General features: G+C 62.7%; 16 protein-coding genes and 2 riboswitches. Of the genes, 6 read left to right on the forward strand and 10 right to left on the reverse strand.

The annotated features are described in order from the left end of the window. The first annotated feature begins 236 nt into the window (after positions 1-236). Both EY713_RS08220 and EY713_RS08225 read left to right on the forward strand, forming a co-directional pair. Entirely contained in the window at positions 237-1,592 is a 1,356-nt protein-coding gene (locus EY713_RS08220) for a glycerophosphodiester phosphodiesterase family protein (protein WP_131114363.1), read from the forward strand. A 288-nt stretch (positions 1,593-1,880) separates the two neighbouring features. Beyond that, positions 1,881-2,930 carry a HoxN/HupN/NixA family nickel/cobalt transporter gene (locus tag EY713_RS08225; RefSeq protein ID WP_131114364.1) on the forward strand — a complete coding sequence of 350 codons (1,050 nt, stop codon included), beginning with the start codon at positions 1,881-1,883 and terminating at the stop codon, positions 2,928-2,930. 46 nt (positions 2,931-2,976) lie between these two features. Here the strand turns inward: EY713_RS08225 and copD are convergent, their stop codons facing one another. From copD to EY713_RS08260, 7 genes are all read right to left on the reverse strand, one after another. Then, a complete protein-coding gene (copD, locus tag EY713_RS08230; protein WP_131114365.1) occupies positions 2,977-3,861 on the reverse strand; it encodes a copper homeostasis membrane protein CopD in 885 nt (294 codons plus the stop codon). Positions 3,862-3,888: 27 nt separating this feature from the next. Beyond that, on the reverse strand, positions 3,889-4,548 hold the full coding sequence (locus tag EY713_RS08235) for an SCO family protein (RefSeq protein WP_165491062.1): 660 nt from the start codon (positions 4,546-4,548) through the stop codon (positions 3,889-3,891). Between the two features lie 130 nt (positions 4,549-4,678). Further along, the gene (copC, locus tag EY713_RS08240; RefSeq protein WP_131114367.1) at positions 4,679-5,047 is read right to left on the reverse strand and encodes a copper homeostasis periplasmic binding protein CopC; all 369 of its coding nucleotides are present in this window, start codon (positions 5,045-5,047) and stop codon (positions 4,679-4,681) included. Positions 5,048-5,138: 91 nt separating this feature from the next. Continuing rightward, on the reverse strand, positions 5,139-6,506 hold the full coding sequence (locus EY713_RS08245) for a PepSY-associated TM helix domain-containing protein (protein ID WP_245572944.1): 1,368 nt from the start codon (positions 6,504-6,506) through the stop codon (positions 5,139-5,141). Positions 6,507-6,520: 14 nt separating this feature from the next. Next, positions 6,521-7,063, reverse strand: a complete 543-nt coding sequence (locus tag EY713_RS08250; RefSeq protein ID WP_131114368.1) for a copper chaperone PCu(A)C — start codon at positions 7,061-7,063, stop codon at positions 6,521-6,523. A gap of 169 nt (positions 7,064-7,232) precedes the next feature. Next, positions 7,233-7,586, reverse strand: coding sequence for a hypothetical protein (locus EY713_RS08255; RefSeq protein ID WP_131114369.1), 354 nt, complete (start codon positions 7,584-7,586; stop codon positions 7,233-7,235). Between the two features lie 151 nt (positions 7,587-7,737). Beyond that, positions 7,738-8,814 carry a HoxN/HupN/NixA family nickel/cobalt transporter gene (locus EY713_RS08260; RefSeq protein ID WP_131114370.1) on the reverse strand — a complete coding sequence of 359 codons (1,077 nt, stop codon included), beginning with the start codon at positions 8,812-8,814 and terminating at the stop codon, positions 7,738-7,740. A 91-nt stretch (positions 8,815-8,905) separates the two neighbouring features. Next, a riboswitch (cobalamin riboswitch) is annotated at positions 8,906-9,101 on the reverse strand. 272 nt (positions 9,102-9,373) lie between these two features. On the opposite strand from EY713_RS08260, the gene EY713_RS08265 reads away from it, so the two are divergent. The 4 genes from EY713_RS08265 (at position 9,374) to EY713_RS08280 (ending at position 13,176) form a co-directional block, all read left to right on the forward strand. Then, entirely contained in the window at positions 9,374-9,565 is a 192-nt protein-coding gene (locus EY713_RS08265) for a hypothetical protein (protein WP_131114371.1), read from the forward strand. A gap of 229 nt (positions 9,566-9,794) precedes the next feature. After that, positions 9,795-10,019: riboswitch (cobalamin riboswitch) on the forward strand. A 279-nt stretch (positions 10,020-10,298) separates the two neighbouring features. Further along, positions 10,299-11,333: an ABC transporter substrate-binding protein gene (locus tag EY713_RS08270; RefSeq protein WP_425374347.1), complete on the forward strand. Its 1,035-nt coding sequence runs from the start codon at positions 10,299-10,301 to the stop codon at positions 11,331-11,333. Further along, positions 11,333-12,370 carry a FecCD family ABC transporter permease gene (locus tag EY713_RS08275; protein ID WP_245572988.1) on the forward strand — a complete coding sequence of 346 codons (1,038 nt, stop codon included), beginning with the start codon at positions 11,333-11,335 and terminating at the stop codon, positions 12,368-12,370. The genes EY713_RS08270 and EY713_RS08275 overlap by 1 nt, the downstream gene beginning before the upstream one ends. Next, positions 12,367-13,176 carry an ABC transporter ATP-binding protein gene (locus EY713_RS08280; protein ID WP_131114373.1) on the forward strand — a complete coding sequence of 270 codons (810 nt, stop codon included), beginning with the start codon at positions 12,367-12,369 and terminating at the stop codon, positions 13,174-13,176. Before EY713_RS08275 ends, EY713_RS08280 begins: the two co-directional genes overlap by 4 nt. Positions 13,177-13,186: 10 nt before the next feature. On the opposite strand, the gene pucL is transcribed toward EY713_RS08280, so the two are convergent. From pucL to kaiC, 3 genes are all read right to left on the reverse strand, one after another. Continuing rightward, the gene (gene pucL / locus EY713_RS08285) at positions 13,187-14,023 is read right to left on the reverse strand and encodes a factor-independent urate hydroxylase (RefSeq protein ID WP_131114374.1); all 837 of its coding nucleotides are present in this window, start codon (positions 14,021-14,023) and stop codon (positions 13,187-13,189) included. Between the two features lie 149 nt (positions 14,024-14,172). Further along, the gene (locus EY713_RS08290; RefSeq protein WP_131114375.1) at positions 14,173-14,538 is read right to left on the reverse strand and encodes a circadian clock KaiB family protein; all 366 of its coding nucleotides are present in this window, start codon (positions 14,536-14,538) and stop codon (positions 14,173-14,175) included. Then, positions 14,535-16,298, reverse strand: coding sequence for a circadian clock protein KaiC (gene kaiC, locus EY713_RS08295; RefSeq protein ID WP_165491063.1), 1,764 nt, complete (start codon positions 16,296-16,298; stop codon positions 14,535-14,537). Before kaiC ends, EY713_RS08290 begins: the two co-directional genes overlap by 4 nt. Positions 16,299-16,300 lie beyond the last annotated feature (2 nt).

Raw genomic sequence — 16,300 nt, forward strand, 5'->3', positions numbered from 1 at the left:
CGAAACCGTCCTGATCGCAACGGCTCATGTGTCGCCGAGTTCCGCCCTCGCCTTGTCGGACAGTTTGCGGTGATCAGCCATGTGGTCCGCAGCGCGGCCGCGGCCGTCAGGTAGACGGCGGGATCTCCTCCCATCAGCCGCTCTTTTCAGGGAGCCTCTGGCTGGCTTGCCGCCGAGATGGGTCATTCAAGCTTCATCCGCCGCTGCTAGGCAACGGGTCCGACGGAGGATGACTCATGCGACAGACGAGCCCGATCTGGTTGATGGCCCCCATGATGGCCGCGATCACCATGTGTTCTGTCGGCGCGAGAGCCGCCGAAACTTTGCGGACTCTCGATGGAAAGCCGCCGTTGGTGATCGGCCATCGCGGGCTCCCCGGCCTCATGCCGGAAGAGACGCGGCCCTCATATGAACTCGCGTCCGATCTCGGCACCGATGCGCTTGAGGAGGATTTGCACCTCACCAAGGATTGCGTCCTCGTGGCCCGGCATAATCCCTGGCTGAGCGACAACACCAACGTGGCCGAGGTGGCCAAGTCCAACCCCGACGTCATGGCGCGCAAGCGGACCGTTCCGGGCCTGATGGTCAAGGTCGCATGGCCGCAAACCGCCACGAGTGGCCCGTCCGAATATCTAACCGACCTGACCGACCCGCGCGACCCGAAATCGGTCCTGAAATCGCTGGTGGTGGATGGCGAGGACCATACGGGTGATTGGTCGATTACCGACTTCACGGTCAAGGAGCTCAAGGACTGGTTCGGCGGCACGACCTACGACGCTGCGTCCGAGCGGCCGACCGTCTATAATGGCAAGTTCCCGATCCTGACCTACCAAGAGATCGTCGACATCGCCAAAGCAAAGAGCCTGCAGACCGGGCGCGTGATCTCGACCTACCCCGAGAGCAAGAACCCGACCTGGAACGACGAGCAGGCGATCGCTAACGGCTGCGGCCAGCCGGGCAGCCACCCGCTCGAGGATGCGATGATCAAGATCATCGAGCAGAACGGCCTCAATTCCAAAACCGCGCCGATCTTCGTCCAGAGCTTCGAGCCCGGCAGTTTGAAATATCTCGTGGCGCATGGCTTGAAGACAAAAGTCGTGCAGTTGATCGACGGCTACGACACCGATTTTAAAACCGGCAGCGTCGTCTACAACGAGATCACCGACAGCCGCCCCTTCGACTGGACGGTCGCGGGCGATCCGCGCTGGTTCGATGCGATGCTGACGCCGGACGGATTGGCCGAGATCAAGACCTATGCAGATGGCATCGGGCCATGGAAGCCGCAGATCCTGCCGCTCAAGATCGTGCCGTGGAAAGACAAGAATACGGACGGCAGCGCGTTCAAGCCGTCGACCACCCAGGCCGAGGTGCAGGCCCCAACGAGCGTCATCGCCGATGCCCACAAGGCCGGCCTCTTCGTTCACGCCTTCACGTTCCGCAACGAGAAGAAATATCTCGCGGCGACCTATGCTGGCGACGCCCAACGGGAATATCTGACCTTCTTCCGGCTCGGCCTCGACGGCGTGTTCAGCGACTATACGAACAGTGCCGTGACCGCACGGACCGCCTACATGCGCGACGTTCAGCCCTAAGGGCACGCGCCAAGACGGGGTCGTCGCAGTCAGCCTCGATGCGAGCAGCGAGCGCCTGTCGCGAGTGACGATCGAGCGGAAAGCGCGGCGCGTCCCGCTCGGGCCGGCGGTGCTCGGCATGTCTATGTCCGTCCCGCAATCAGTCGCATCGCCATCCGGTGTCGGAACCCTTGAGAGCGAGCAGGACACCGCTGGCGCGCAGCGACGAAAAGCGCTGTCAATGCGTCAATCGCAGGTCGCCGCGGCGCCGCCTCTCGTGCAAGATGGTTTGCAACTGAAGGAGAGGCCGTGTTCCTGAACCCGTTCGACGACCATCGCCCGCAAGGTCGCGCCAAAGCCGGTTTGATCTATGCGCTGCTGATATCGGCCAATATCGCGGCCTGGGTTTGGGCCTGGATCGCCTTCTCGGATCGCCCGGCGCTGCTCGCGACGGCGTTCCTGGCCTATACGTTCGGCTTGCGGCATGCTTTCGATGCGGATCACATCGCCGCCATCGACAATGTCGTTCGCAAGCTGATGCAGGACGGGAAGGCGCCGCTATCGGTCGGCTTCTTCTTCTCGCTCGGTCATTCGACCATCGTGGTCCTCGCCTCCGTCGCGATCGCCGCGACCGCAACGGCGATGCAGGGGCGGCTCGAAGAATTTCATGGCATCGGCGGCGTGATCGGCACCGCGATATCGGCGGCTTTCCTGCTGGTGATTGGTCTCGCTAACTTGTTCATCCTTCGCGGCATCTGGTCGGCGTTTTCCAGAGCCCGGCGGGGCGAGCGCGTTCTGGATGAGGAGATGGATAGCCTCCTGGCCGGGCGCGGTGTTTTGGCGCGCATCTTCCGTCCGATGTTCCGGCTCGTCTCGCGCTCGTGGCACATGTATCCGATTGGTTTTCTGTTCGGGCTCGGTTTCGATACGGCGACTGAAATCGGGCTGCTCGGCATCTCGGCGACGCAGGCCGCGCAAGGTCAATCATTTTGGACGATCCTGGTGTTTCCGGCGCTGTTTACCGCCGGCATGTCGCTGATGGACACCACCGATAGCGTGCTGATGACCGGTGCCTACGGTTGGGCTTTCGTGAACCCGATCCGCAAGCTCTGGTATAATCTCACGATCACGGCCGCCTCGGTCGTGGTCGCGATTTTTATCGGTGGCGTCGAGGCGCTTGGGCTGATCGGCGACAAGCTCGGGCTCGATGGCGGCTTTTGGGCGCTGATTGGCGATCTGAACGACAATTTCGCGAATTTCGGCTTCGTCGTCGTCGGGCTTTTCATCGCAAGCTGGATCGTGTCGACGCTCGTGTATCGCGCCAGAGGCTACGACCAGATCACGCCGACGCAAGCCTGAACGGTTTGGCTCCGGTCGACACCGGCTCATCTCCCCTCATCTCATGTCAGCTCGGCTCGATCAGCCCGAAGATGCTGACGAGCGCGATGACGGCGAGGCCGAGCGCGATCTCGAACAGTGTGCCGCGTTGCAAAGCGCCGATCGCGCTGTGTCGTGAGGCGGCCATCCGGGGCACGATGACATACCGATTGACGAGCGCGATCGTGGTCATGACCAGCACTAGGCCGATTTTCGCCGATAACAGAGCCTGATAAGGCGAGGTCCAGTCGAGTGGCCATCGTTGCAGGACGAGCGCCGTGTTAGCGACACCGGTGCCGATGACAAGTGCGACCGCCCAATGCCCGGCGGTCGAAAACCGCCGCAGCGCGAGCCCCGCGTCCTGTCGCAGCTTTGGATCGTCGAGGGCGCGCAGCAGCGGCCGTAGTGCAAACAGTGCACCAACCCATGCGCCGCCGGCGAGCAGGTGAGTGATGTCGTTCAGCCGATGCGCGAGGCCGAGAGCGCCTTCGTGCATAGCCGCATGGCCGCTGAGCGCGATGGATGCGACCACGAGCCCAGACGCGAGCGCCGTGGCGCCGCAGCGCAGGCCGGCTGGTCGCACCACTGTCAAAGTCAGCATCATCGCGGCGAGACACTGCACGATCCAGGCGGTCCCGACGCTCGTCTCGAACAGCACGGCTCGGAGCGTCGAGACATCGATGGCATCCGGCCAGCCATTGCCGATCATGGCGGCTTGGAGCGGTAACGCCGCTAGCGTCGTGATGACCGTAATGGCGATCGATGTGACCCGGAACCCGGCGAGCTGATCCGCCACAGGGGTCGTGACAGGCTGTGGCACCAGCGCCCAGAGGAATGCGAAGAGGCCCCAGAGAGCGAGGGCGGCCGCATCATGCCCGAAGCGACAAACAGCGAGGGCGACGTCTGGGCTCACGGCCCGCGGATCCGGCCGGCCGGCGGTTTAGCTGGCACACACATCGTTCATGCTGACGCCGCTCCAGAGGTCGACGCGGGGCGGTGCCCCTTTCACGCAGGCGTCGGGCCGCACGAGAGTCTCGAGCTTGGCGAAGACACTCGTTTCGGGCTCCTCGTAGGGCAGTTCGCCGACCAGCCGGCCCGTCTTGTCGAACAGCAGAACGCCAGCATAATGGTCCATGCTGTAGCCGCCACCCTCGGTTTGCACACGCCGATACGGAATGTGGTAGCGGTTGGCCATGGACGCGAGCTGCTGTTCGGTGCCGATGAAGCCACGAATGCGTGGATCGAAGGACGACAGATAGAGTTTCATCTGTTCGGCCGTGTCGCGCTGAGGATCCACCGTCACGAACACCACATTGAGCCGATTGGCGTCAGTTCCCATCCGCTGCATGACGTTGGTCAGTGTCAGCAACGTCGTGGGGCAGACATCGGGGCAATAGGTATAGCCGAAGAACATGGCGGTCGGTTTTCCGAGCATCGTCTTTTCGGTGACCGGGTCGCCGGTCATCTCCGTCATCGAGAACGCCCCACCGACGCGCGTGCTCGAATAGGGTGACCATTGCTGCACCGTAATGGCGGTGACGCCCGCTATAACCAGCAAGCAGAACAGACCCATGAGCAAGATGAACGTCGAACGCGGCATGGAGGCTCTCTTCAACGGCGAAACAGGGACAAGAGGACGATGCTGCCGTTGCCGGTCAGCGATGATATCGTGCATAGGCCCGGTCAAACGAGCCGCACCGATGATGATCGATGCGGCTCGTTTGAGCGGTTTACTTGACCGTGAACATGTAGGTCCCGTGGGTCTTGTGGCCATCCGTCGACAGGGCGTGCCAATCGATCGTGTAGGTGCCGGCCGCGAGCGTGTCGGACACCGGAACCGTCAAGGTCGTGTCGTCGCCTGCGCCGAGAGACGCCTTGCCGGTCGTGACGGCAGTCTTGCCCGGTTCCTTCACGGAAACGCCGGTGAACGCTAGGTTCAAGCCTTCGGAAAATTTCAGCTCGAGTTCTGTGGGCGGGGCTGCGACGCGACTGCCGGCGGCCGGGACCGATGAGGTGAGATGAGCATGCGCGAAAGCCGGGGCCGCAGCCCCGATCAGGCACAGGCTGGAGAGGGCGAGGGTGAGATTGAAGCGGGTCATCGTGGGGTTCCATGCGTGAGGGTGAAGCGAGGGGCCGCGATACGTCTGGCGGCTCAGAAACCGGACCGCGACGCTCGCGGCCCTTTGGATCTCAGGCGAAAGCACGCCGGAGCGGTGGGATGCTGCGGATGACGAGGAGATCGAAGGCCAGCATCAACAGGATGGCGAGCCCCGTGAGCGGGAACAGCAGGCCGAGCGCCGCCGCCGCAATCCAGAGTGCCCGATAGACACGCGTCTCGGCGGGGTAGGGCGGCACGCCGAGCCGACCGACCGGCCTGCGTTTCCACCACATGACGACGGCCGCGACCGACGACAGGATGATGGCGAAACAGGTGGCCAACATGACGAGTTGGTTCGCGAGGCCCCATTGCTGGCCCATATGGACGTTGATGCCGAATTCGATCGCTTTGCCGACCGGCCCGTAATCCTTGAAGCCGAGATCGACCAACGGCTTACCGGTATATTGGTCGAAATGGATCGTCCGTTCCTGGCCAAGATCGGCCGGATAGATCGCGGCCGTGTAGACCCCGGTCTCGTCGCCCGGGACCGACATCTCGAACCCGCGCATGATGCCGAGGTCATGAGCGTTGGCGACGGCCTGATCGAGACCGATCGGGGGCGTCTTCGTCGGCGTCGAGGCCGGCACGGGCGCCGTCTGCATCACCCAGCCGGGCTTGGTCGTCGCTTCGCTCATCGGGATGCTCGAGGACGGCACGTCGTCCCAGAGCGCCGGCGGATAATTCATCCCCGCCTGCGAGGCATAATCCTGCATGTGGGTGCCCCAGAACTTCGACCAGGGCATGCCGGTGAAGGCAAGGAAGAAGATCACGACGCCCGCAAAGGCGCCCGTGACCGCATGCACGTCCCGCCACCAAATGCGCTTCTGCGGGGTGCCACGCACCGTCATGACGCCGCCAGATTGGCGGCGTGGCCACCAGAGATAGAAGCCTGTCACCACCAGGACCAGAGCGAAGCCGGCGACCGCCTCGATGACGTAACTCGCGTAAGTGCCGAAATAAACGAGGCTATGAAGCTTGCGAGTCACGAACATGAACTCGTTGTTGGCACTCACCGTATCGAGGATCTCGCCCGTATAGGGGTTGATGTAGACGAGGGTCTTACCCGCATCTCCCTTGAGCGTGACGAGGGCCGACGCGGTTGGGCTGGCGGGTTCCGCGTAGGATTTCAGCTGTGTTGCAGGGACAGCCGCCAACGCTTTGTCGACAAGGCGGCTCGGCGGCTGCATCGGCGTCGCCTCCGCTTTCACCACATTGCGATAGGCGAAAGCCGTGTGATTGATCTCGCTTTTGAAGAGATAAAGCGAGCCGGTCACGGCCAGCAGGATCATGAACGGGACGCTCAGCAGTCCGGCGTAGAAATGCCAGCGCCAGATCGCTCGATAGAGCGACGAGCGGGGAGCGGACGCCGGCACGGCGTCGAGCGACAAGGTCTTGGACACGGGCTTCCTCCCCCTCAGTCCATGTCCATGCCGGGCATCGATTGCCCTGCATGACCGGCCTTCGTGCTCGGTTGCACAGATGGCGTCTGCGACGGTCCCTTGGCGCCCATGCCCTCGACATCGAAGCTCACCGTCACCGTCCCGGCATGGTCGAACACCAGAGTGCCCCCGATCGTCTCGCCTTTTTTCAGGCCTTTTTTCAGGCCGAGGAACATGATGTGTTTCGACGACGGATCGAGGGTCAGGCGGCCACCGGGCGGGATGTCGAGTGGGCCGGTCGGGCGCATGGTCATGATGCCGTCGGTCGTCGACATCTGGTGAAACTCGGCCGTGGTCGCGGCCTCGAGCGACCCGCCGGTCAAGCGATCGGCGACAGTGCCCGTGTTGATGATCGTGAGATAGCCGCCGGCGACTTGCGCGCCACCGGGCGTCGCACGAGCCCAAGGGTGTTCGATGACGAGATCGCCGACTTTCACGTCATGCGCCGAAGCGGGCGCGCTGGAGAGCAGGGACAGAGATGCGAGCACAGCGAAGCCGGCCGCGTGAACCTTATGCATGGGAGATGTCCTGAGTTACCCGACACCAACCCGGTCGCCGAAGCGCAGACGCTGCGTCGAGCGATGTCACCGGACACGAGCCGCGACGCGACGCGAGTGTTCCGATGCTGCTCGAGAAGCGGCCGGGTGATGGTGCGGACAGAAAAGAAAACCGTTGGCGTGTCTCAGGTCACGCGGACGGAGGCCCCTGCGGTTGGCGGGGCGAGCGCGCACGCGCTAGACGGGCCGCCCAGGACACGACGGCCGAGCGGAGAACGGCATGGCTGGCGGGTGTGACGATGGTCGGACATGGGGCGCTGGAGGTCAGGATCGGCGCCGACAAAGCGCATTGATCGCAGCAGTCGTGATGCGTCGGGTCGCTCGGGTTCGATGATGAACCGCCGCCGTCCGCGTGGCAGATCGGCATTGCGACGCCGGGGATGGACCCGAAGGACGGCATCAGATCGGAGGGAGCCGCCAGCGCTCGTCCGACGCCGGCAAGCGTCAGGACGATCATCAAAAGTGCGGCAATCGCGTGCCGCATCGATGAGCTTCGGAAGGCTGTCACACGCCTAGACGCAACCAGAGAAGGTGACCTGTCAAGACAATCCTCCGGCTGCACCTTGGACGCTTTGTCTCACGAAGCAACGACCACGGCGCGGCGACCTTTGATGGTACTGGTGCCGCGCCGGCGGTCACGACTGGTGACTAGGCTTCGGCGAGAGGGCGACATCGAACTCGTCCAGTCGCTTCATCTTGTAGACCGCGTAAGACACGACCCAGGCCGCGATAAAGATGCCGATAATGACGAAACCGAGATTGTTGAAGTTGTCGTTAAGCGCGCCGATGCCGTCCCAGAATGTGCCCTTCAGGTCGAGCTTGTCGCCGATCAATCCGAGTGCCTCGATGCCGCCGATCAGCAACGCAACCATCACGGAGACGAGCGTGATCGTCATGTTGTAATAGAGCTTCCGCATGGGTTTCACGAAAGCCCAGTTGTAGGCGCCAAGCATCATCACGCCATCGGTGGTATCGATCAGCGACATACCTGCCGCGAAAAGTACGGGAAACACCATAATGGCGGTGAGCGGGACGCCCTTGGCGGCTTGAGCCGCCGAGACGCCGAACATCGCGACTTCGGTCGCCGTGTCAAAACCGAGTCCGAACAGGAATCCCAGCGGGAACATGTGCCAGCTTTTGGTCACCAGCTTGAAGGCTGGACGGAAGATTCGAGCCAGGAAGCCCCGATTGCCCAACAAGATGTCGAGATCCTCTTCGACATAGACGCCTCCGGCTCGGACGCGCCTATAGCTCCGGTAGATGGAGGCGAAGATGACGATGTTCATTGCCGCGATGATGAGGAGGAAAAGCGCCGATATGCTGGTGCTGATCGTGCCGCCGACCGCCTGAAACGATTGGAAGCTCGCCAGCGCCCCGGTCGCGACCGCGACGAGAGCCGCCACGATGACCACGATGGCCGAGTGACCCATGGCGAAGAAGAAGCCGACCGACACCGGTCGCTGGTTATCCTGCATGAGTTTGCGGGTGACGTTGTCGATCGCTGCGATGTGATCCGCGTCGACCGCGTGGCGGAGACCGAGCCCGTAGATCACCAGTGCCACACCCAACAGGGTCGGATTGTCATGGAAGGCGATAAAGGCCCAGATCCAAGCTCCAACGTTGAGGATGGCGAGGACGACATAGATCGCGATGAGACGCCCTTTAAGATCGGGGCTGCTCTCGTCGAGGAGTTGCCTGATTCGATTTAACATGGATGATGCTGCCTTGTGACGTTGCAAGTCATCGCAAACTGGCCCCATGACATTGGGGTTCGCACACCAGGACACCCCGCCCGGCGATTCTGCTTTGACGTCCAAGATGGCAGGTCTCCTGGCTCGCGGGTCGTTGCAGCCTTCGCCTTCCCGGGTCCATGCAGCCCAGTGGCATTGTGAAGGAAGCTCGTCGCTTACAGTTGCGGGGGCAGCCGCGGCAAAGGCGTTACCGCCCGCACCACGTTCCCTTTTAATCCCTCGCGGGCACCATCAGCTTCAATTTGACGAGCCTGTCGCGTTCGGGTCAAGCCTCTTTCCGACACGCGTGTCGTTGCGATGTGGGCAGTGCTTTTGCAGCACCGTTCGTCAGTGATGCGCGCGGTTCGGTCGATCGCGCGACATCGTCCGGGCTCCTGCGACGACGAGTCCCTGTCGTTTCAACCGATGTTGGTTCTAAATTGCGGGAGCAGGCAGAGGATGTCTGATTCCTCGACAGTGAGCTCCTGCCGGACGATGCCGGGATCGGGCATCTGATCAGGCGCACGGTGGGAGGTCACCCTTGTTCGTCGACTTTCAGAACCAGTTTCCCCATCCGGGACCGTGGGAACCCAAGCCGCGGAAAGTCCGCATCACCAAGCGCCAGGAAAAGATCGTGATCTGGCTGATTTTCTTCAATCTGCTGATGTTGCTTTTGGCTCCGGTCGCGGGCTTCACGATTTTCGATGCCGTGATTGCCCTGCTGAGGCGTTGAGCCACGATCGACAGCATTCCGATCCGATGGCACGGTAACGGTCCGGCGAGGCGTGAAGCCGACCGGCCAGGGTGAGCGCGTCATTCAGTGTGCGAACCAACGATCGCTCTGTGAAGTCCCCCTTGTGTCCAAAAATGTTATAATATAACTATCGCGGCGACTTCACTTTCGGCTGCGATGCGGTGCCTTCTGCTTCGAGCCGCCCGATTGACCGATGATCGAACGGACAGCTATGATCAAGCTTGACGGTTCCCGAGAGGGATTAAAAGGGAACATGGTGAGGCTCGCGCCAAATCCATGGCTGCCCCCGCAACTGTCGGCGGATCGCTCGACGCCCTTGGTGATGTGTCATCACATCATGCCACTGCAAGCTCCGTCACCGGCGCAAGCGGGAAGGCAGGTCGAACAGCCAAGATCCGCGAGCCAGGAGACCTGCCGTCGCAGTGAAATCCATCATCCGGGCGGGGTTGTCCGGACGCAGGAGCGATTGCGATGCAGCTTCGACGCCGCCTTCTTCGACCCCAATCCGTAGAGATTGCGCCACCGCCTCGCGTTTGATGGGCGCGTTTCGCTGACGCCGTAGCAGACCGGCCGATCGTGCGTCGCGTGCCGCGACGCCGGCGAAGATCCCGCTCTCTGTCTTGTCTCACCCCTCGTTCGACCCCAGCGGTCGCGGCCTTGCTGGCTCGCGCCGTGCGGCTTGTTGGCGCCCAAAAAAGTAAGGATCATGGCCTTGTTCAATCAACGACGATTGCGGTTCGCTGTTTTCGGATCACTTGCCTATGCCATCGTTGGAGGGGCATCGTTTCCGGCTGCAGCAGCCACGATCTATCCCCTGACGATCAAGAATTGCGGCTCGACCTTGACGGTCGACAAGGCCCCGCAGCGGGTCGTTTCGATCGGCCAGAGCACGACCGAAACGCTGCTTGCGCTCGGTCTAGCCGACAAAATCGTTGGGACGGCGGTCTGGTTCGGGCCTGTGCTCAAAGCCTACGAGGCCGATAATGCCAAGATCAAACGTCTGGCCGATAACGATCCGAGTTTCGAGGCCGTCGTGGCGCAGCAGCCCGATTTCGTCGCCGCACAATATGAGTGGCACATCGGCCCAAACGGCAGCGTCGGCAAGCGCGAACAATTCTCGGACTTGAAGATCCTGGCCTATGTGTCGCCCGCCGATTGCGTCGAAAAAGATAACACGACGGGCGGCGACGGCGTCCGCAAGCAATTGTTCACGATGCAACTCGTCTATCAGGAGATCCACGAACTGGCCGCGATCTTCGATATCAGCGACCGGGGCGACGCGCTGATCGCCGACCTCAAAAAGCGCGAGGCCGCTGCTGTGGCGACGGCATCGGGCAGCAACGCCAAAGCCGTGCCGATCGTGTTCTGGTTTTCCAGCAAGGACGTGAAAGGCGACGCCTTCGTGGCCGGCAAGAACGGTGCTCCCGCCTTCATGATGCAGGCGCTCGGCGTCCGGAACGTCATCACGACGGAGGATGAATGGCCGCTGGCCAGTTGGGAAAGCATTGTGGCGGCCGACCCTCGGGTGATCGTCATCGCTCGAATGGATCGTCGCCGCTTTCCGGCCGATGCTTTGGACGTCAAGCTGAAGTTCCTCGGGACCGATCCGGTCGTGAGCCATCTCGACGCCGTGCGCAACAAGCGTTTCGTCGTCTTGGATGCGATGTCGATGAACCCCTCGATGCGGACCATCGATGGTCTCGAAGCGTTGGCTGACGGCATCAAGGCGCTCGGCCAGCCTCAGTGATAGACCCGCGGATCATTACCGATACATGGGCAAGCCGCGTCGGGCTCTTGGTTGTGGCGGCCGTAGCGCTTCTGGGCGTCATCGCTGTTGCGGTGTCGATCGGCGAAATGAAGATCCCGCTGGGCACGACGCTCGGGGCCGTGAGCAACAAGTTGTTCGGGACCGCATTTCCGCTCAGCCCCATTCAAGAAGGCATCATCTGGGATTATCGGTTCAGCCGCGCGCTGGTGGCAGCATCCTGCGGCGCGTCACTCGCGCTCTGCGGTGCGATTCTCCAGGCTCTGCTCCGCAATCCTCTGGCCGAGCCTTTCGTGCTGGGGATTTCGGCCGGCGCGTCCACCGGGGCCGTCGTGGTGCTGATCGTCGGCTTCGGCGGTGGCCTTCTTTCGTTGTCGGGCGGCGCGTTCCTCGGCGCCGTATTGGCCGTCATGCTCGTCGCGATCCTGGCGGCGGGCTCCGGCGGGGGCGGCGATCGAATTATCCTGGCCGGGGTCGCTGGATCGCAGCTCTTCAATGCCCTCACGTCCTATATCGTCACCACCTCGGCGAGTGCCGAACAGGCGCGCGGCGTCATGTTCTGGCTCCTGGGCAGTCTCGGAGGCGTTCGCTGGCCGGATGTGTATCTGGCGGCTCCCGTCGCCGTGGCGGGCCTCATCATCTGCACCGTCCACGCACGCGCGCTCGATGCCTTCACGTTCGGGGTGGATGCGGCCGCCTCGCTCGGCATTCCGGTCACCCGCGTCCGCGTGGTCTTGTTCGGTCTCACGGCGCTGATGACCGCCACCATGGTCAGCCTCGTCGGGTCGATCGGTTTCGTCGGACTCGTCATCCCGCACGCGGCCCGTTTCCTCGTCGGGCCGAGCCATGCGCGCCTGTTGCCGGCCTCGGTCATGATCGGGGCGATCTTCATGGTGCTGGCCGATATCATCTCCCGGATCATCATCCCGCAGCAGGTCTTGCCGATCGGCGTCGTCACGGCCCTGTTCGGTGCGCCCGCCTTTGCGTTCATTCTCTATCGGTCGAGGGTGTCGGCGTGAGCATCGCGGCCAGGAATGTCCGCTGGATCGTGTCGGGCAAGATCATCGTTGATGATGTCACACTGGACGTCGCGCCCGGCTCGATGCTCGGCCTCGTCGGACCGAACGGATCGGGCAAGTCGAGCCTGCTTCGATTGATATGCCGCCTTCGCAAGGTCGCCAGCGGCGTCATCACCTTGGGCGAGGTCGACGTGACGGCCCTGTCGCATGGCGACATCGCCCGGCGGGTCGCCCTCGTGGAGCAACAGGCCACCACCGATGCTCAGGTCACCGTCCTCGATGTGGTTCGGCTCGGCCGCACGCCGCATCGGGGACCCCTCTCCCCGATGACGGACATCGACAGGGCGGCGATCGAGGCGGCGCTGGTCCACGTCGATATGGACGGCCGTCGCAATCAGCCCTGGACGACCCTCTCGGGCGGCGAGCGCCAGCGGGTTCAGATTGCGCGGGCGCTGGCTCAGACACCGACCGAATTGCTGCTCGACGAGCCGACCAACCATCTGGACGTGCAGCACCAGCTCGAGATCCTGTCGCTTGTCGCCGATCTGCCTGCCACCAGCATCGTGGCGCTGCACGACCTCAATCTCGCGGCGATGTTCTGCGACACGATCGTCGTGCTCAAAGGCGGCCGCGTGGTGTGCGCCGGTAAGCCGGACGCGATCATCACGGCCGATATGATCCGGGATGTGTTCGGCGTCGAGGCGCATGTCGCGCCTTCGGCGCGTCACGGCAAGCCGCTCGTGCAATTTGCGAGGCCCGCCCGCTTGCGCGATCGGGGTGTTGCCTTCGACGAATCGAGCCTCTAGCGAAACCGCCTTACCGGCCGACGGTGCACTCGATTTGCCCATGGGGCTCGTCGGTCGAGGTGAACACGCGATTGGGGTTATCCAGCCCAAATGCACCGAGGTTGACCGGCAGGTAATGCTTGTTCGGGCAAGCCATCCGGATGCTCTCGATCTCGGGCACGTCCTCGAGCGCCGCGCAAGCCATGCGATACATGCTGTCTTGCGCGCTATGGCTGTATGTCGTCGCAAAGACGCGCATAAAAGCCGCGACGACGCGGGCATTGGCGGTCGCGAAATCGCTGGGATCGCGTGACCAGCGCCATGTTGCGTCCATGCTGGTGGCAAGGATGCGGTCCTGCGTTTCGGGCAGCGTCGTGTAGGTGTCTTTCACGTAGTTCGACCACCCCGAGGCGGTCGCCTTGAGAAAGGTGAAACCCGAAAGCCCGGATGTGACGTGATCGCCGTTGCGATCCATGACGACGCTGGCGGTGCCCTGGCCGTTGGCCTCCAGCGTGAAAGCATGTGGATGCGGGGCGCCATCCACCGTCAGGCGGGTCCAGCGGATTTCCCGAGCCGAGACCGTGGAGCCGGTCATGCCGGGATATTGTTCAAGAAGGCGCACGGCCACGGCACGGCAGAAGACTTCCGGACCCGCCTCGAGTTGCTCGCGCGCCACCACATTGACGACGTTCTTGATCGTATCAGTCGACACGGTGGTGGTGTTGTCGGCCTCGACATAGGCCGGCGCGATATTGCCGGTCAGCATGGCTTGGATCGTGAGTTCGCGAACCTCGCGATGGTCGCCATCGCCCGACAGCCGCATGACGCGGACGCGGCCTTTGCCGTAGGTGCTGTCCAAAAGCTGCATGGGTTTCTCCAAGAGATGGGGCCGCGACCCTCCCCTCGTCTCGCCGTGCGTGGAAGGTCGGACCAGTAGAACTCAATGAGCAGCATCCGAGAACGCGCTCAGGGCTGACTCGCATGATCTGCGCCAGCATCCGCATCGCGCTCTTTCGGCTACCCTGGCGGCGCGGCGTCTTTCAGACAAAGATCGCGAATGACGCCCAATAAGTGGAGATGATCGGCCAGATCGCCCATCAACACGATCCGTTGATGCGCGTTCACGCCGATGAGGGTCGGCGTTACCACGACACCGGCCGTGAGCGCCCGCTTGGGTTGCGAGAACACATCGACGATGTCGAGCGACGGTACAAGCAGTTGGCCCTGCAGAACGTCCATCACGCGCGCGAGATTGATCTCCGCGCGCTGAGAATTCGGCGTCGCTCGTGCAACGTAGAGGGTCAAGCGTGCCAGCGTCTCGGGACGGCCTTCGCCGGGCACCTTTTCGCGACGGTCGGGCATGTCGGCGGGTTCGACCGTCATCTCGGGTTCACGGGAACGATGGTGGTTCCGCCTTCGGTGACCGGTCCGTCATCGTCGCCCCGGCGGAGGCTCAATCGATCGATCGCGTCGACTCGGCTGGTTTCGAGGCGGCTCTGTTCTGACGCGATCAACAGGTCCACCTCCTTCTGTTTCCAGCCCAGTTCGAGGTTCGCGGCCTCGACATGGGCGCGGGCCTCCGAAATCTGCCGATCGAGCGAGAGACGCGCACGCTCCGCGGCGATCTGTTCGAGAACGTGGAGCCGCTTGACGGCGACTTCCTTCTGGGCTCGAGCGCTGCCCATCAGCACCTCTCCCTCCGCGACATAGACCTCGACCAGATCGATCCCCGACGCGTCGAGCACCAATTCACGAACCTGGTTCGAATGTCCGGTCCCTCGCGATTTGACGATCGTCAAAGCACGGTTGCGTTCGCCGTCGCGCGCCACATAAGACACGTGCAGCCACGTGTCGGCGATCGTCGAAATTTGGCTTGCCGACAACTCAGTGGTGCCGCTCACCTGATCGAGCAGCGAGATGCAGACGACGGAAATTTCTTGGGATTTGGCGAGATCGAGCAAGCTCTCGCAGATCATTGCGGAGAACGGGTAATCGGCTTTCATCAGCGCGGAGATGGGATCGATCACGAGGCACTTCGGATGACGCGTCGCCAGCACGTTGCGGATCGCGACAAAATGCTCCTCTGGGCTGCGCCCGGACGAGAGAAACGATACGATGGTCAGCAACCCGGACTCGATATGCGGCGTGAGGTTCATGCCGATCGACAGCATATTGGCGACGATCTGTGCCCCGCTCTCGTCAAAGCTGATCACGACCGCATGCTCGCCGCGCTCGCAGGCCGCGAAGGCGAATGTGACGCCGAGGCTGGTCTTCGAGGTTCCGGGTGAGCCCGAAATCAGGGTACTGCTCCCACGGAGATAGCCGCCGTTGAGCAGGGCGTCGAGCCGCGGAACTCCGGAGGATACGCGGCCTGTATAGGTGGGGTAGCCGACCCGTATGCCCTTGAACGCGATGACGTCGATCCCAGACGCGCCGATCACGACCGGAACCGGATTACCCGAAAAACCGGACCCACGAAATTTAGCGATGCGAATCGTGCGCGAGGATCCGGTCTCGGTGACGATCTCGGCCATGATGACGAGGCAGTCGGTCATATATTGTAGAAAGTCGGCGCGGATCTGGTCCCGGTCTCCAGCCCCGAAGATCTTCACGGTCACGATCGCTGAAATCTCCGACCGCTTGATCCAGCTATCGAGGCGCAGCAATTCTTGCCGCTCCAGCCGCTCATCCTTCAGGCTGCTGAGCAGCATGTCGATGCCGTCGAAGACGACGTTTCGCGCACCGGTCTCGACGATCAACGCGCTGAGACCGGCAAGCAGGCCCGCGAGATCGAACGCACCCGTCACGACCGCGTCGTCGGGAATGCGGGCATCGATAAAATGAAATTGGTTGGACTCGAGCGTATCGACGTCCCAATCGAAGGAGGCGACGTTGCTGCGGATGCGATCGATCGGCTCCTCGAAGGTCACGAAGATGCACGGCTCGCCGCGGTCGGCAAGGCGATTTTTAAGGGTCTGGAGTGCAAACACGGTCTTGCCGGCACCGGCACTCCCGACAACAGCCGTCAACCGGTTCTTCGGTAAGCCGCCACCGCTGATTTCGTCGAACCCGGCAATGCCCGTCGCGACTTTCGAGATCGCCCTGCCGCGCGCCTCTACGGTTCCATGATCCGATGCCGTCATCT

This window comes from Lichenihabitans psoromatis (assembly GCF_004323635.1).
Lineage (GTDB): Bacteria > Pseudomonadota > Alphaproteobacteria > Rhizobiales > Beijerinckiaceae > Lichenihabitans > Lichenihabitans psoromatis.

What these genes read in the sequence shown, in the direction of transcription:
- EY713_RS08255 (WP_131114369.1), bottom strand. Translation starts at nt 7,586, where the DNA reads ATGCGGCACGCGATTGCCGCACTTTTGATGATCGTCCTGACGCTTGCC.
- EY713_RS08235 (WP_165491062.1), bottom strand. Translation starts at nt 4,548, where the DNA reads ATGCCGCGTTCGACGTTCATCTTGCTCATGGGTCTGTTCTGCTTGCTG.
- pucL (WP_131114374.1), bottom strand. Translation starts at nt 14,023, where the DNA reads ATGCAGCTTTTGGACAGCACCTACGGCAAAGGCCGCGTCCGCGTCATG.
- copC (WP_131114367.1), bottom strand. Translation starts at nt 5,047, where the DNA reads ATGACCCGCTTCAATCTCACCCTCGCCCTCTCCAGCCTGTGCCTGATC.
- EY713_RS08290 (WP_131114375.1), bottom strand. Translation starts at nt 14,538, where the DNA reads ATGACGGTCGAACCCGCCGACATGCCCGACCGTCGCGAAAAGGTGCCC.
- kaiC (WP_165491063.1), bottom strand. Translation starts at nt 16,298, where the DNA reads ATGACGGCATCGGATCATGGAACCGTAGAGGCGCGCGGCAGGGCGATC.
- EY713_RS08220 (WP_131114363.1), top strand. Translation starts at nt 237, where the DNA reads ATGCGACAGACGAGCCCGATCTGGTTGATGGCCCCCATGATGGCCGCG.
- EY713_RS08250 (WP_131114368.1), bottom strand. Translation starts at nt 7,063, where the DNA reads ATGCATAAGGTTCACGCGGCCGGCTTCGCTGTGCTCGCATCTCTGTCC.
- EY713_RS08260 (WP_131114370.1), bottom strand. Translation starts at nt 8,814, where the DNA reads ATGTTAAATCGAATCAGGCAACTCCTCGACGAGAGCAGCCCCGATCTT.